Raw genomic sequence first — 15812 nt, forward strand, 5'->3', positions numbered from 1 at the left:
CCGAAAATGCCTACTATATTAAATGTCGAATAGGAGAAGTGATATGGTAAAAACAGCATTACCCACGCTATTAAATGTCGTGCGCATTTTATTAAGTGTAAAACTGATCTATGTGATCGTGTCCTTTATCGTGTTCCTCATTGACTTCAACCAGAACATGGAGGCCTATCTGGGTTTCTTACGCAAAGGAGATGATCTGGCTTACGCCTCTGGCGTAATCTTAGCCAGAATGTTGTTTATCATCGGTCCCAGTCTGCTCGCTGTTATATTCATCACCAAAAGAAAGTTCAAGCTCACCGTGACGTTTCTGAGTCTGGCGCTATTCGTTTCCATTCCGAATGAGAGTAACCTGTTCACCCTGATTCATCTCTTCGCCCTGCTCATCGTGCTTTTGCATCGTCCAAGCAAGATGTATCTGAAACGAAAGGATACCCCTGTCAATGAAGCCGTAGTTGAACCGAAGAATTAATTCAAAAAGGGGATCACATGACATTGAAGTCCAGAAAAAAAGGTAGAGCGCACAAGATATGATGTCATAATAAAAAACAAGGGCGTTCCTTAGTATTAAAGGAAGGTCCTTGTTTAATGTCACTCACTATACAAAGTGATTGTGAGATTTACAATTACAGTGCAGCTTGATAAATTTGTACTACATCTTCACGCTGCAAGTTTTTGAAGAATCCGAACGGACCGAATCGCATCGCTTTATCAGCCATCACATCAATCTGACTGTCGTCGATGTCATAGTCAGCCAAACGGCTAGGGGCACCAATTGAAGTCCAGAATGTACGCAGCGCTTCAATGCCTTCTTCAGCCACTTGTTTGTCCGACTTTCCAGTAGGATTAATATCAAATACATTAACAGCCATACGTTTGAATCGATCTACATCCACATCCAGATTATGTTTCATCCAGTGTGGGAAGAGGATTGCAAGGCCACCCCCATGCGGAATGTCGTACACGGCCGAAACGGCATGTTCTATATTGTGAGAAGCCCAATCTCCGGCAAGACCCATATTCAGGACATCGTTAAGCGCCATTGTTCCACAATAGAGAATGGTTTCACGCAGTTCATAGTTTTCCGGATCTTTAATCAGACGAGGGGCTGTATCGATAACGGTACGAAGAATCGTCTCACAGAATCCAAGCTGAACCGGTGTATTCGTATCCAGATGGAAATAATGTTCAAACACATGAGACATCATGTCTACCATGCCGTATACAGTCTGATCCAGTGGTACGGTGTATGTGTACTCCGGATCGAGAATGGAGAACGCTGGGAAAGAATACTCGCTGAACCATGCCCATTTTTCCTGCGTGTCCTGATTGGTTATTACTGAACCGTTGTTCATCTCGGAGCCTGTCGCTGCCATCGTTAGAATTGTCCCCAGCGGAAGTCCGCCTTCCGGGGTTGCTTCACGCACAACAACATCCCACATGTCTCCATCGTAATTGGCTCCTACTGCAATGGCTTTCCCACAGTCAAGTACACTGCCGCCGCCAACCGCAAGAACCAGATCAATGTTATGTGTTCTGCATAGTTCTACACCCTTATGAACCGTAGACAGACGAGGGTTCGGTTCCACACCAGCCAGTTCCGTAACCTCTGCTCCGATCTCATTCAACTGGCTGATTACCTGATCGTACAGCCCGCTACGTTTGATGCTTCCACCACCATATACAAGCAAAATACGTTTTCCGTATTTTGGAACTTCGGTTTGTAGTGCTTGAAGTTGCCCTTTGCCAAAAATCAGCCGGGTCGGATTATAAAACTGAAAAGATCTCATAACGTATGTTCCTCCAAAGAAGTCTGAAATTTTGTGCATCCACCATTATAGTTCTCTTTATTCGTAAAAACAAATACAGGCAAGAAGGAGATAACCGATGAGTATGGAGTCTGTCATGGCTAAACACTGTTTTCCTGGACAAAAAAGCTCCTGCCAGCAAAGCGGCAGGAGCTTACATCACAGGGATTCAATATAACCATCGCATGCTTCCATAACATGCATGGTCTACATCCCCTCAGATATTAAGAATTCGGCACTTAGGTTCTACCCCAGATCGGCAATCCGCTGTCCAATACGTGGAAACAGCCCAAAGGCATTCTCGTAGAAGACTTTATCATGATGCTGTTCCGGTACAAGTCGGCGGACAAATTCGGCATACAGATCGATTGGCGCAAGCGGCCAGTCGGTGCCAAACAGCATTTTCTCGTAATGATCCGAATAGACCAAGGCCCGGCGGAAATGATCCATGAATAAAGGTTCGTTCATGAACCGTTCAAAATGAGGCCGATCCCCCACCACAAGACCGGACAAATCCGCGTACACGTTAGGATTCTTCGCCACCACTTCAGCTGCATCCATTACCCAAGGATCACCCAGATGACAGATCATGAAGTTCACACCGCGCTGCTGCAAGGCTAATTCATCCACCGTTAATGGATGCGAATACTTGAGCAACCCATTCATCGAGTACGTGTCTCCAGTATGAATCACAACAGGCAAGTTGTACTTGGCTGCGAGTTCATAGACCGGAGTATAGATTTTGTCATACACATAGTGATGATAGTATCCGGCATAGAGTTTGATTCCGGCTACCTCGGGGGATTGCAGTCTAGCTTCAATCCGGTCCAGCTCGTCCTGAGCGTTTTTACCGTCTAGCGCATTAGGGTTGATGCCCACGCATTCCATGAGGAATGACGGAACCTCCTCTTCCAGGTCAAGTCCCATCGGGTTAGGGGAACTGGAATCCGGGAACGCTCCCTTCGTCTGCTCCGTAACCCCCATTCCGATACCCAGAATGACGTCGTTTTTATCAAACTCCGCTTTAAGACCAGCGGCAGAGTAATCCACTTTCGACAGATCGATTGCTGTTCGGTGAAAGCTGTCGATGTCCGACAGATGAATATGAATATCAATGATCGGCATGTGAAGCCTCCTTTTCATCGGTAGAAGATACAAAATTCAGTTTGAGAAGGTCATGCACATCCGCTGAACTCAGCGGGATCTGTCCCAGAACCAAATATGTCGGCTCCGTCCAGACCGTCTCCCCCTGCTGGAGTGTCAGATGATGATTCACGTTCAGACCCGTCACCTGATTATTGGCAAACCCCCACGCACTCTGATTCGGGTAACGATGGACCGCATGCAGCATGTTCTCACGCGAAACCGAACCTACTCGCAAAAGGTCTTCAAGTGGCAGGCCCAAATCCACCTTGCCCAGCGGGAATCGATCTTTACCCGGTTGTTCTATCCAACCTTCCGCAAATACAGATGAAGGCTGGAGGAAACGTTCCTCCGCAAGCGAGTAATCCGTCAGCGTCAGGCCGCTTTCGTTTGTCACGGCAAGCAGCGTACATAGCACAGGAACACCAGGGAGCATCAGATAATGCTGGTGGATCGTGATTCCCCGATTCGCTTCATGCTTCTCAATCCGGGTAGTCAGCTTTATGCCTTTCCAGACGTTGCCGTATTGATCCTTCTGCTCTGTCCAGGAAGCGACTCTTTGTTCCAACTGCCGGCTGAAACCATTCATGCCCGGAATCCCCACACCCAGTCCGCCGTACCACGGATTCCACCACGAGCGTGGAGCCGGTTCAGGATACGAGCTATCCAACCATTCTTCTCCTGCATATTTCAGAGAGTGTACTACACTCCCGAATTCAGGAGCAACGGCGATCGACAATACTCCATTGTCTACGGTATACAAAGGTCCAGATGAACCTTCTTCAATCTTCTGCTTCACCTCTGTTCCGCTCTGCGGGAACCAAAGGGCAGTTCGCTCCTGAATCCGATCTTCGCCCCGGTATAGCCCACGAACTTTCCAACCACTCACGTGCTGGTCTCGGTCCGCTTCGTCTGGTGAAAATGTCAGCTTGGCGGAGTTTAGGTTCTGCTCCGGACTGAATTCCTCAGCATTGGCCATAACCTCCTGTTCACCACCCTGCTGTACATACAGCTCCAGCTTGCCCGCAAGCGGAACCAGTTTGTGTTCAGTCAACGTTGCTTGTAGCACTTCCGGGGCAAATGGATTCCCCTCACTCAATGTGAGATCCAGATGACTGTCCAGCAACGGAATGATCGGGTTACGCTGCTTCTGTGCAAACGCACGGAAATCCGACCATTTGGCAAACGTGTTCAAAGCATATACAGTTGCTTTTGTCCGCACAACGGCTCCTGCGGGAATACGGCCAAGCTCATGCTGAAACCCCAGCGTGTATTCCGGGCGAAGCAACTTCAGAGAAGGGTCCCAATAGATACCGCTGGCACCATACTCCTCCTTACAGAACAGCCAGTTCTCCGTGATTTGGGCGCTGTCCCAATGGCTCGGATCGCCAGCGTAAGAATCCCCCATATCCACAAAACGATCTTGATACGGGAGAATTAACCGGTTTCCGTAAAACCCGAAGTTGTTCATTAGAAACAGGTCTTCTTCCCAAGCGGTACCTCGTGTATTTTCAACCTCGTGGTGGAATTCGGCGATTCCATTCGCAGACAGCTTGACCACGGACTTGATCTGCAAGCCAGGGAAATCCTCTGAGTCATACAGTGCTTCAAGAACCTGACGTTCACCTTCGGGATAAATATTCACTTCTTTTGCTTGTTTCTTGGATAACTCTTCGGCAAACGGCTTACCCAGCTTCGGATAAGTCCACCAGAATGAATGACGGGAGCCCGGGTATTCAATCCACATGTTATTATCTTGTTTGCTCATATGAAGGGAGAATGCGCCATTCACAGCCACCCATTGATCCTCAATCTGCCCGCCATATTTCCCTTCGATTCCCTTCATCAGTACAGAAATTTTGCTTGTAAAAGAGATCGCATGGTTCCCCGCTGGGACAGCCGTCACTTCTACTTCTTGGGAATAGAGACCATACGAACGCAAGGTGAAAGGCACTGGCACAGACATCTTACCTTTGGCAGGCACCGTAAAGCGCACCGAACGCTCCGCCCATTCAAGGAATTCATCCTCAGGCAGGTCCAAGCTGAACTCCGTTTCTGCATCCACATTATTTTCCACGTTCAGAACCAACTCAGCCGGGATGCCTGGATAGAGTTCCTTCACAGGCAAGACGGTCTTGATCTTGGCCGGAAATTTCGGGGCAATACCCAACCTGAACTCCGCTTTCTTACCGCCGATCAACCATGTGCTGGCAACCACAGGATGCGTTTTATTGTTATTCTGTTCCTCTGAAATCGGATCAAGGTGAAACTCACCTTCCACGATGATGGTTTCTCCCGGAGCCACTGCTCGTGCAACGTCCAGCGCAAATCGAATGTTTTTGTTATCCTCACCCTTGATCTCAACCGCCAGTTCGGACGCAGAAGTGTTCTTAATGCGATAGCGAACCTTATAGCTGGAACCAAATACCAGATCATGATCGTCAACCTCTGTGGAGATTTCGTAATCCGGTGTTTCGAGGGCAGTCAGCCCGCGACCCGACTTTTCAAATGCAGCCCGCAGGGAGACATCTCCCTTTTTCCACGTGTAGTCAAAGAAATCAAAACCACGTTCCCGTCGGCCATCCGGCTCGACCACGAGTTCACGCGTGCTGTCTGCATACCAATCCAACTCCTCGAAATATGGAGCAAGTGCTTCGGTCTGCAAAATGGTAGGGATGAAATTCATCAGATGCACATTATCATCTTTTTTCTCCCAGAAGAATCCACATTTCTTGTACATCGGTACAGCCTTCGTGTTGCCTGCCCATGTGAACAGATCCAGGCGGGGCCATCCGGCCTCCACGGTCTTGCGCACAGCATTCAGGATCAGGTTACGTCCGACCTTATACCCGTGATAGTCGGGGCGTACGTTAAGCAGCGGTACATATAACGCTCTCTCGTCATAGCGGTAATGAGCAAAACTGCAGAAGCCAACAACCTCTTCCTCATGAACGGCTAGAAATGCATAAAGATTGGACGAACTCTCCATCTCACGGCGAACTGTTTCCTCTGTTCTAAGGTTGGTGCCACCTCCCCAGCTTTCGTTACTGCGGTTCCACATATCCGCAAGTGCGGCAGCGTAAGAGGGATCGTATTCAATAATATGGATTTGGTCGATAATCGAAGTTACGGTCATGTTCTGATCTCCTTCTCTTTATGTACAGGATGGTGAAGAAGCTAGTGATAGTCTTATCATACTATAATTGGAAGCATTTTCAGAGAATTAAAAATCTTTCTTTCCAACTTATATGTGCCTTTCGGAAGCTCTTGTTAGAAGCGTCAAGGATGGACGAATCTATTTAGGCATGAAAGAAAAAATCCACGTCTTTTAGTTAGACGTGGATTTAGGAATATGATCAGCTACTAATTTTCAATTATGCCAATATAGAACGGACATTGCGTAGAACTGATTTCATAAATTCAGAGGTTGGTTCGGCATGCCCCGCAATTTGGACACGTCGTTGCCGCACATCAAGACTCTTCAACTGATCCGTCAAAACAACACCTGAAAATGGCAGCTCTTCTGGTAATGTAACTTCAAAAGGATAATCCTTGGCTTGGCTCGTTATGGGACATACAACGGCAAAACCCGTTATTTCATTGAATTCAAGTTCCGATAGAACAATAGCCGGTCGTCTCCCGGCTTGCTCGTGACCCGCTTGAGGATCAAAGTCAAGCCATATCAGATCGCCTCGTTTGGGAATAATCAAAGTAACTCGTTCCCTTCAGTACCAAAGTCTATTTCTTCATGTCTTGTATCCTGTTTCACTTTAGAGAGCAAAGTCTTTAGATGGTTACGTAGTTCCTCATTGGACTCTACAGGCTTGGTTTTTGGACGCAACAACAATTCATTATCTTCTGTCACCAAAATCTCGATTTCCGAGCCTTCTTCCAGATTAAGACGCTTAAGCAATTGGTTAGGAATGCGAATTGCACTGCTATTTCCCCATTTGCTAAGTGTGGCTGTAGTCATGGCAATCCCACGCCTTTCGTTTGATTGATGCTCCAATTATACCTCACCTCCCTACAGTTGTATATCTATATGATATACATGAAACAATAAAAGGATACATTGTATTCAACCATAAAATAATGATTGTACAGCCTATGATTATGAATAGATATACCATTGGTATAAAGCAAAATAAGCATATAAAAAAACCTCATTTGGTCGAAACGAGGTTTCGCAGTCAGATCATCCCCAACAATGAAAAACAGCTGTAAGCCTTAGACGAAAAAAATGAAGTCCAGACTGCCCCTGTTTTATGGAGCTATAGTCCTTCGGTAACTTACCCTTGTATTATGTGCCTTGATCTCGACTGCCAGTTCGGACGCAGAAGTGTTCTTAATGCGATAGCGAACCTTATAGCTGGAACCGAAAACCAGATCATGATCATCGACCTCTGTAGAGATTTCGTAATCCGGTGTTTCGAGGGCAGTCAGCCCTCGACCCGACTTTTCAAATGCAGCCCGCAGGGAGACATCTCCCTTTTTCCACGTATAGTCAAAGAAATCAAAACCACACTCCCGTCGGCCATCCGGCCTCCACGGTCTTGCGCACAGCAGCGTAAGAGGGGGCGTATTCAATAGTATGGATCTGGTCGATAATCGAAGTTTCGGTCATGTTCTGATCTCCTTCTCTTTATGTACAGGATGGTGAAGAAGCTAGTGATAGTCTTATCATACTATAATTGGAAGCATTTTCAGAGCATTATATCATTGCCTCGGTATCCACTTCTGTATGAAGTGTCAATGAATCCATGCAACCCTTATGTACGGGCAAACATATTGCCGCAGTATGTCCTGAAATGGATATTCATGTGAACTTTGACAAGCTCTATTCGCTATTGTTACTCTTTGTACAGGAGTGTTTCTTTTATATATAAAAAAAGATAGATTCATGGAGGGAAAGCATGACAGAATGGATCACGCAATTTATACTCTTTTTTAAAGATTTGTCATACGCAGGTCTGGTTATTGCCTTGTCGTTTGAATTCGTACCTGCTGAACTTGTACTGCCCATGGCGGGATATTGGGTGTATCTTGGGGATATGAAGCTTTGGCTGGCTATACTCGCTGGTACCGTAGGTGGTACGTTTGGACCTCTGACGTTATATGCCCTGGGACGATACGGTGGCAGACCGATGGTCGAAAAATTTGGCAAGTATTTCTTGATTCGCCCCCACCATCTGGACGCTTCCGATAAGTTCTTCGAGAAATATGGCAGCGGGGTAGCTTTCTATGGACGTTTTGTACCCGGTATTCGGACCGTGATCTCGATCCCATGTGGAATGGCTAAGATGAATGTGTTTAAGTTCAGTATCTTTACCTTCTTGGCCATGCTTCCGATCACCTCATTGTACATTTACTTAGGCTTCAAATTAGGCTCTCAATGGGAGCACGTGGACGAGATTGTTAAACCTTATATCGTTCCGGCAGCGGTTGTTTTCTTAGGTGCTTTTGGATTGTACGTGCTTTTGAAACGTTGGAAAAGAAGAACGGCTTTGAACAAGTCATAGTCTTGTTGAGTTAGGGGAAAAGAGATGGGAAGTTTGATGTTGATTCTTTGAAATAGTCTTATGAAAAAACTCATCTAATTTATATGTTATGTAAAGCCCCGCTGATTTAAAAAATCAGCGGGGCTTTATTGTGATTGTTGGGTATAGAATCGTTTAGAGATTCTCCCTTTGATATTTCTATTTATTCGAAATTATATGTCGTTGCTGCGCCAGCTGGCAAAAGATTACGTGCTGCTTCCCGAACCTGAACCGATTCTCCGGCTTGAAGGGAGACAACTAAATCCCGACTAAACTCAATCCAATCTACTCCATCCATGGAATACTCAAGAGTTGACGTGAGTGGTGCAAGTGAATTACCCGTTCTTTTCACATTTACATTAGAGGTGAATACAAAACTTTTAGCAGTTCCTGCTGGAAGATACTTGCCACCTTTCTCACGAAGCAATATGGTGAGATCCCCTGGAAATTCAGGTGGATTCACCTCATCGTACGAGGTCCAACTTCCTCCTTCATCGGATGAATACTCCATAACTGATGATATATACATGGTATCGAATTTGTTGGTACTATCATTATGATAAATAAGTATTCCTACCTGATCCGAAAAGGAGAGAGATGCTGTTTTTCCAGCAGGTATTTGATTTACTGGATCGGCTTGTAAACGAACCTGTACTCTTGCTTTACCTGGGAAAACCGGTGGATCCTGCTCATCATATGGAATCCATGTCGTTCCATTGTCTACCGAAAATTCCATTGAAGCATCAGCGCCAATGATGATATTTTTAGTTTCATCCTCAGTCAAGACTGGTTTCTCAGGAGCTGAAGGCAATGTATCTTTTACATCGATAAAAATTGATGGGGTGTACGTTCCATCTTTTAGTAGAGCTCGAATAAACAGTTGGGTGGTGTCAGTAGTTAAAAACGTTCCTGATTGCAATCTATATCGGTTACCTGCATTCTTGTCTACGGTTGCAATCGATGATGTACTTCGTCCGTTGCTTCCCCAAAGAATTTCATAAGATACTACCGAGTTCTCGTCTGTAGCTGGAGTCCATGTAATATCGCCTCCAACAGATCCGGGTGTGGCATCAGTATCCACAAAATTTAAGTTCAGAGGGATATTAGAAGCTGCCAAAAACGCTTCTTCATATGCTGACTTGATCTCTTGAATACTAGAGAATTCACTTTCAGGAAGTACATTTCTTTGGTTAAGAATGGATTGAGCAATCTCTTTACGCGCCAAGCTATTGAGCCTATCAAACGCACTAACATCAATATTTAAAATGGCTGCGTATCTTTTTAGAGTTGACTCTATATTTGCTGCATTTACAGCGTTATTCATAGTTTTAATCGCATTTGATTCATTCGCTGATGGTGCAGGATATTGTGTATTCACTGCAGAGATGATTTCTTTCACATCAGCAAATGTTGAATATGTGCCTGCTTCCACAAGAGCTTTCTGATAATGTTGTCCATTGAACTCCACCAACCCCAATTCCTGTTTCAACGGAGAAGGATACACACCAAGAATGTGCATGACTGCTTCTCCCTTTAACGGATCGATCGTGTTACCCGTTTCTATGGATAACTGTTTGGTGATCAATGAGACCACTTCGGGACCTGAGTAACTTCCATGTCCGCCAAATGAATGGGCACTTGGAGAACCATTTTGTTCTGTAAATTTAATCTTTAGAGCATCTTTTACGTAGGTCCAGTCTAATCTATAAGACGTTCCATCTCCCAATGTTACCGGGTCAAAATTCAGATTCATAATAGGCATATTGGGAATGGTTAGATCCCAGTCAATTGAATTAATCTCAATAAATCCATATCCATAATTTCGAAGATGACCATTTTTAACTATGGCAGACGGGTTAGTTGTACTTGTAGCCGGAGGAGTAAGTAAGCCAGTGAACTGAATTCTAATCTGACTTAAGTTTGAATTCTCATAAGGAAGAACACTAATGTCATTCGCAAGATAATTCATAACGGAATGGATAAGCATCGGTTGCGTTTCCTGACCCGTTTCTCCATTTTTGAAAATGGCATACATGCTGTATGCTTTGGTCGGTTCCAGGCCTTCTATTTTATAGGTTACAGGTTGGTTAGCTGTTATAGAAAACATACCATGTGTTGAAGGCAGGTTATTAGGAAGTATTCCACTCTTCACTTGTTCAGTTGTAGGACGTACATTATCACCTGAACGAACAGCCATGTAATAGACCGTACCCGTTTTGTTCGTGGTCATCAAACCATCAGCCGAAGTTTCTGTACGGTTTTGATAACTCTTGTAAGTGTACGGATACCATGCTATTGGGTCCGGATTCGTTGGTGTTGGTGTTGTATCCGGATTAGAAGGCGTTCCTCCTCCGGAGTTCCCCGCATTACCTCCGCTATTGGAAGAATTACCGCCTCCTGAACTTGGGAGTACGTAAGCTGGATTCGATGCTCCGTTAATCGTAGCGATCTGTGTTTTTACTTTATCGTAGTTTGCAATCACTCTCTCTGGTGCTATTCCGTCTGGAAGCACTAGACGTTGAATGGAACCGTTAGCTGGGAGTGACACTTGGCTGGCACTATCTGTAATCGTTACGGACCCTATTACCCCGGTACCTTGTAGTGCAATTGTGCCAGAACCTTTAATGGTCACCGATTCGATATGACCTGTTCCAGAAATTGTTGTTTCTTTATTACCTGTATTGATCTCCAAGTTCTGGATGTGGGCATACAATGAAGTATTTTGAACACCTTCTCCTACAGTTACACTCTCATATGTGACGGATTCATCCCCCCACAATCCAGAGAGCTTGGACTCAATATGGACTTCTTTAACGACCGTTTTATTTACTGCTTCAACCCGAACATCTTCCTTGGTAACATTCATTCCTTGGAGTGACGAATGGTCGAATACGACCGTATTATTGTCTCCGCCCTTAACGTATGTTGTACCTTTTACCGTAATTTTCTCTGCGTAAAAGTCATTTTCGAGTTCCTTCGTAATTTCCAAATCGCCACTAACGTTGATATTCTTAATCGTTATGTAGTCAGCTGCAACTTTTACATTGCCTTCAATGACTGCTTGTCCGCCATCTAGTACGGTATTACCTGAGAACTCTTTTTTACCCGATTCTGCTCCCTGACCTGGCGTAAGAAGTTTTAGTTCAAATACCTTGGTGATACGACCATCTACGGTTTCAACACGAACTCCCGCGTTAGCAAGTGCAGCTACATTATTTTCCGAGAAAAGCGGTTTTAATGCTTCCGTCACACTATAATTGGTATTTCCAATCGTCACCATTCCATTTTCTATTTTCTTGATCGTTTGAAGTTTATTGATTGTAGTCTTAGAATCCATTCTTACTAAAATAGCTGCCAATTCCTGCCGAAGTACTGGTTTCTGTGGATGAAAGCTTCCATTACTTCCTGTCATCAAACCTGATGAAACAATGGATGAAACTGAGTTTTTAGCCCAAGCGGATATTTTCTGATTATCCTTAATACCTGGAAGCTCATCTTCTTGAACTGCCACTGCATCTACTTGTGTAGCTCTGGCCAAAATGGAAGCTAATTCTTCTCTTGTAATTACTGCTTTAGGACGAAATGTTCCGTTACGATCTCCATTCATCCATCCTGCTTTTTGTACCGCATTAATCGCACTTTCACTCCATGAACCAGGAGCAACATCTGTAAATGAAGAAACCACATTGTTGCTTAATTGAAGGCCCATTAATTTGGCAAGCGCGACTGCCGCTTCTTGGCGAGTTACCTCCTGTAAGGGGTGGAAATAACCCTCACGATCTCCATTCATGAACATCTTCTCTTGAGCTTCTTGAATAAGTCCCTTTGCCCAAGGCGATGCCTGTGCAACATCTTTGAACGGATCGGATGCTGCCGACACGTTGGAGTGAATTGCCGTGCTTAGCGTAAGAGCTATCGTTGCCATAGCTGCTACACCCAGTTTTTTCGAAATATCCATATTGCCTCCTAATGATTAAGTCTTTTCTCCTGATTTTTGTATAATATTGAACCAAAAGACCTATACATCATAATATGTAATTTAGCTTATAACAATAATTAATTACCAAAATATTCTGATCGTTAAGGAAAATAGTACTATTTTGTATCATTTGAGAATAGTTGAACCCAAGCTATATATCGTAGCAATTACTCCGTTGTTCCCTGTCTACACATGAAAATCTGTCATGAAGCATAAAAAAACTCCTTCCCACTCCATAATTGGATGAGAAAGAGTTATCAAAGAAACTTCACTTATCATATTATCTATATCAGTTCCTGCCTTCTTTTCAAATACACGTACAACACTACGCCAGATGCCGCACAGATCACAGCACATAAACCGATGAATCCATATCCCGCTTGAAGTCCGCGCAGCAGTCCCAACTGAGTCGTTGAACCGTACAGATTCTTCACGCCCTCAATCACCCAGCCAATCACATAGTTACCAATGACACTACCAACCCCCATCAAGGTAACCGTGAACGTAATCGCGGTGTCACTGCCATTCGGATATCTGCGTGCGATAAACGCCATAACTGTTGGATAGATCATCGCTATGCCCGCGCCAGATATTGCAAAGAAAATCGCAAGACGCTCTCCCCCTGCAAGTGCCACGAACGTACACACTCCCGAGAAAGCCGAGAACAGAATCAGTGACAGTACAAATCCGATCCGATCCGTTAGAGGACCCAGCAGCAAACGTCCAAGCGAGAACGTGAGGAAGAATGCGGACAGTAACCCCGAAGCTTTCACGGTGTCCCACGTGTAGGCTTTCTCCAGGAAGTTAACCAGCCAACCCCCAACCGCCAATTCTGATACCACGCCAAAAGAAAGAATAAGCACCATCAGCCAGATGGCTGGATCACGTGTTAACGTCTTGAGCGAGGTCCGATCTTCATGAGGAAGATCATCCCCCGGAAACTTGCTGCGCAGTGCCGCAATGATCGGCAGCAGACAGAGTGACAACATCACCAGATACATGCCGCGCCAGTCCAGTACGTGTCCGAACACACTCAACGACATCACCCCTGTCGCCAGCAAAGGCGCCACCGTTGAACTCAGCCCATAGAAGAAATGGGACAGGTTCATCATCGTACCTGTGTTCTTCACAAAGATCCGCGCACCCAGAATCGCCAAAGCAATCTCCAGCATGCCGTTACCGATGTACATGAAGAAGTACGATGAAGCAAAGAGAGGATAGTTATGAGACATGTAAATGAACACACCCGATAAGATCATCGATGCAAAAGATATGATGCTGACGGCCTTGATACCCCATTTGCGAACCAGAATAGCCGTGAACGAGCAGGCGATCAGGTACCCCAGTGCGTTCAGAGACAATAACGTCCCGAGCTGTTTCTCATCCAGATTGAAGTCGAATTGAATACGCGGAATGGCCGGCCCCTTAATATTTTCCGATATCCCGAATACGATAAATCCCAGAAAGATTGTTGCCAGTTGCATGGCGTACAGCTTGTTGAACTTTCGTTTGTTCCCTTGTGTACCTGCTTGCTGATTCAAAATAAGTTCCTCCATTGTGTCTATATAAGTTGAAACAAGGGTCATAAACTGGACACTCCAATGACAGAACAACCTTCCAATCGCTGTTATCCCCAGATTTTTTTCATTCCCTTTTGTTAAGGGAAAATCCGGTGATAAAGGCGAACGCTCCGCTTTTTCAGGTTTTTTCTGTCCTCTCCGTTACTGTTTAATGAAATAGTTCATCTTATATAAAAGGATTACTACAATTTTATTCGATCAGATGAAAGATCATCCTTCTGATCAACGTTCAGTTCCTTTACCACTGCTTCTCAATCACCTGGATGCGGTAGGTCAGGCTCTCCAGCGTCACCGCGACTAGCCCCGTAACATATTCGCGCCGAGTGTCTCTTTGAATAATCAACTCCGGCATATGCTCCAGTGGAATCATTCGATCCAAACAACCTTGCGTCAGGTCATCACGCATCGCCGGGTCCATCGTATCCCCTGTAACCACAATCGTAGCCGGGTTAATGATCGCGATGATGGATACCAGCGTCTGTACCACCAGTTCCTGCAACCCTTCCGTCGTTTTCAACATTCGCAGCTGCTCTTCCCGTGATACGCCAAAAGGTAAAAAGGACACTTCGCCCCCAAATTGCGTATTCCCGGTCAGCGGGCGACCATCAATGATAAAGCCTGCACCCGGAAAATGGTTCTCCGGAAACGTCACCACCGCGAAGTTTTTCTCTTCCTCAAACTGCTGCTGGTTATACAGTCCGTAGACCGTCAGGTTCATGTCGTTGCCAATGACCACTTCCACGTCTTCATACTGCTCCTTAAGCCTTGGCCCGAGTGGCTGATACATCAGCTTCGGTACGTCGCAAATCCCAATAACGCCGTTGTGCGCCACCCCAGGTATGCCGATCCCAATCGCCTGAACATTGTGGTGTTGTTCGATCAGGTTCGCAATTAGATCCTCTACCACCGTTACATTAATTTCTTCCAAAATGAGCGTCTGTTCGTCCGCCATCTCTCCGTTCAGATTGGCATATGTATGTGTAATGGAGTGAATACCGCCCTCTGTTCGAATAATTAGGCACAGCACACTGGCGTAGTCCGCATTGAATTGATATCGACTCGCCGGTCTTCCCCCACTCGATTCGTCTGGACCCAGATCGATAATCTCACCCGTTTGGAGTAATTCGTTAAGGATTGTGCCGCATGTCGCTACGCTTAGTTTTGTCAGGTTCGCAATGGAAGCCTTCGTGCCTACGCCCATTGATCGGAGCGTGTTCTTCACCAATTCAACGTTAATGCGCTTCACCTGCTGGGTGTTGTGTGATGTGGGTAGCATAGTTAGTTATATGCCTCCTTTCGTTCATTTCGAACCATTCAATGAATGTTTTTAAAAGTGTTTTAATAATTGAAGTGTAGGGGGATTTGGGAGGAAAGTCAATGCTAAATTGAGAGCGATAAACGTATGGACGGGAAAGCAAAAAGACAGTTCAAGATCATCTAATATCATCCTGCACTGTCCTTTTAGTTAAGGTAGTTTATGTAGACTGGCTTATGTGATTGGCCAAGATGCTCTTCTCCAGTCGAACTTCAAATAACTTTCGGTTCAGATCCTGTTCCATGGCATGAAGGTGATATGCTGCTTGTTTCACCGTATCCATGTCTAGCACACCTGCCTGCTTCGAAATTATCTCCATGGCGTCTAGGATGAGTTTATTGCATGTGACGAGTTGATCAACGTAATCGTCTTCTTGTTGGACGAGTTGTGCATACTGCGAAGACAGGTCTTCGCTGTTGGTACTTGTCATGTTAATCTCTCCTTTGTTAAAAA

General features: G+C 45.2%; 12 protein-coding genes. 2 read left to right on the forward strand and 10 right to left on the reverse strand.

Translation table 11 applies throughout. From position 1 onward, the window contains the following. Positions 1-43 precede the first annotated feature (43 nt). Positions 44-469 (forward strand): hypothetical protein, encoded by a 426-nt coding sequence (locus MKZ13_RS23160; protein ID WP_221824568.1) that lies wholly within the window; start codon positions 44-46, stop codon positions 467-469. Positions 470-623: 154 nt separating this feature from the next. Here the strand turns inward: MKZ13_RS23160 and MKZ13_RS23165 are convergent, their stop codons facing one another. From MKZ13_RS23165 to MKZ13_RS23190, 6 genes are all read right to left on the reverse strand, one after another. Further along, complete coding sequence (locus tag MKZ13_RS23165; RefSeq protein ID WP_221824569.1) at positions 624-1787, reverse strand: iron-containing alcohol dehydrogenase; 1164 nt, start codon at positions 1785-1787, stop codon at positions 624-626. Positions 1788-2051: 264 nt separating this feature from the next. Next, positions 2052-2930, reverse strand: a complete 879-nt coding sequence (locus MKZ13_RS23170) for a TatD family hydrolase (RefSeq protein ID WP_339178532.1) — start codon at positions 2928-2930, stop codon at positions 2052-2054. Further along, positions 2917-6084 (reverse strand): GNAT family N-acetyltransferase, encoded by a 3168-nt coding sequence (locus MKZ13_RS23175; protein ID WP_339178535.1) that lies wholly within the window; start codon positions 6082-6084, stop codon positions 2917-2919. Before MKZ13_RS23175 ends, MKZ13_RS23170 begins: the two co-directional genes overlap by 14 nt. Before the next feature lie 238 nt (positions 6085-6322). Next, a complete protein-coding gene (locus MKZ13_RS23180) occupies positions 6323-6658 on the reverse strand; it encodes a type II toxin-antitoxin system PemK/MazF family toxin (RefSeq protein WP_339178538.1) in 336 nt (111 codons plus the stop codon). Then, the gene (locus tag MKZ13_RS23185) at positions 6655-6957 is read right to left on the reverse strand and encodes an AbrB/MazE/SpoVT family DNA-binding domain-containing protein (RefSeq protein ID WP_017687001.1); all 303 of its coding nucleotides are present in this window, start codon (positions 6955-6957) and stop codon (positions 6655-6657) included. Before MKZ13_RS23185 ends, MKZ13_RS23180 begins: the two co-directional genes overlap by 4 nt. A 254-nt stretch (positions 6958-7211) precedes the next feature. Then, positions 7212-7535: a hypothetical protein gene (locus MKZ13_RS23190; protein WP_339178541.1), complete on the reverse strand. Its 324-nt coding sequence runs from the start codon at positions 7533-7535 to the stop codon at positions 7212-7214. 326 nt (positions 7536-7861) lie between these two features. Here MKZ13_RS23190 and MKZ13_RS23195 point away from each other — a divergent pair, with 326 nt between their 5' ends. Beyond that, positions 7862-8467 carry a DedA family protein gene (locus MKZ13_RS23195; RefSeq protein ID WP_211082661.1) on the forward strand — a complete coding sequence of 202 codons (606 nt, stop codon included), beginning with the start codon at positions 7862-7864 and terminating at the stop codon, positions 8465-8467. A gap of 181 nt (positions 8468-8648) precedes the next feature. Here MKZ13_RS23195 and MKZ13_RS23200 read toward each other — a convergent pair whose 3' ends face one another. The 4 genes from MKZ13_RS23200 to MKZ13_RS23215 form a co-directional block, all read right to left on the reverse strand. Beyond that, the gene (locus MKZ13_RS23200) at positions 8649-12443 is read right to left on the reverse strand and encodes a DUF4073 domain-containing protein (protein ID WP_339178545.1); all 3795 of its coding nucleotides are present in this window, start codon (positions 12441-12443) and stop codon (positions 8649-8651) included. 305 nt (positions 12444-12748) lie between these two features. Further along, positions 12749-13948, reverse strand: coding sequence for an MFS transporter (locus MKZ13_RS23205; RefSeq protein ID WP_339185437.1), 1200 nt, complete (start codon positions 13946-13948; stop codon positions 12749-12751). 334 nt (positions 13949-14282) lie between these two features. Next, a complete protein-coding gene (locus MKZ13_RS23210; protein ID WP_339178547.1) occupies positions 14283-15320 on the reverse strand; it encodes an ROK family protein in 1038 nt (345 codons plus the stop codon). A gap of 199 nt (positions 15321-15519) precedes the next feature. Next, entirely contained in the window at positions 15520-15789 is a 270-nt protein-coding gene (locus MKZ13_RS23215) for a hypothetical protein (protein ID WP_339178550.1), read from the reverse strand. Positions 15790-15812: the final 23 nt, after the last annotated feature.

It is taken from the genome of Paenibacillus sp. FSL R5-0701 (genome assembly GCF_037973995.1).
GTDB lineage: Bacteria > Bacillota > Bacilli > Paenibacillales > Paenibacillaceae > Paenibacillus.